Source organism: Rhizobium ecuadorense (assembly GCF_001187535.1).
Lineage (GTDB): Bacteria > Pseudomonadota > Alphaproteobacteria > Rhizobiales > Rhizobiaceae > Rhizobium > Rhizobium ecuadorense.
The window spans coordinates 1-624 of the sequence record NZ_LFIO01000147.1; the positions used below are offsets into that span (position 1 = coordinate 1).

Annotated in this window: 1 protein-coding gene; it reads left to right on the plus strand. The window is 66.5% G+C overall.

The genetic code is table 11. The features are described 5' to 3' along the window. Positions 1-624, plus strand: a 624-nt coding sequence (locus tag AF337_RS04335; RefSeq protein WP_152970898.1) for a cadherin-like domain-containing protein, incomplete at both ends; no start/stop codon positions are given.

A 624-nucleotide genomic window follows, 5' to 3' on the forward strand; every position in this document is an offset into this window, starting at 1 on the left:
ATGACGGCACCTGGACCTTCACGCCGGATGCCAACTACAACGGCCCGGTCAGCCTCAGCTATACCGTCATCGACGGCCATGGCGGCAGTCTGCCGGCAAGCCAGAGCTTCACGCTTGATGCGGTCAACGACGCACCGGTCCTCAGCGGCAATGCGGCGACGCTTGCGGCAGGCAGCGAGGACACGCCCTACACCTTCAGCGCCGCCGCCCTGCTGGCCGGCTTCTCCGATGTCGACGGCGACCCGCTGTCGGTCTCCGGCCTCACCGCCAACCATGGTGCGCTCGTCAACAACAACAACGGCACCTGGACCTTCACGCCGGATGCCAACTACAACGGCCCGGTCAGCCTCAGCTACACCGTCACCGACGGCCACGGCGGCAGTGTTCCGGCGACGCAGAGCTTCACGCTAGCGGCGGTCAACGATGCACCCGTCCTCAGCGGCAATGCGGCGACGCTTGCAGCCGGCAGCGAGGACACACCCTACACCTTCAGCACCGCTGCCCTGCTGGCTGGCTTCACCGATGTCGACGGCGACCCGCTGTCGGTGTCAGGCCTCACCGCCAACCACGGCGGCCTGGTCAACAACAATGACGGCAGCTGGACCTTCACGCCGGATGCCAACT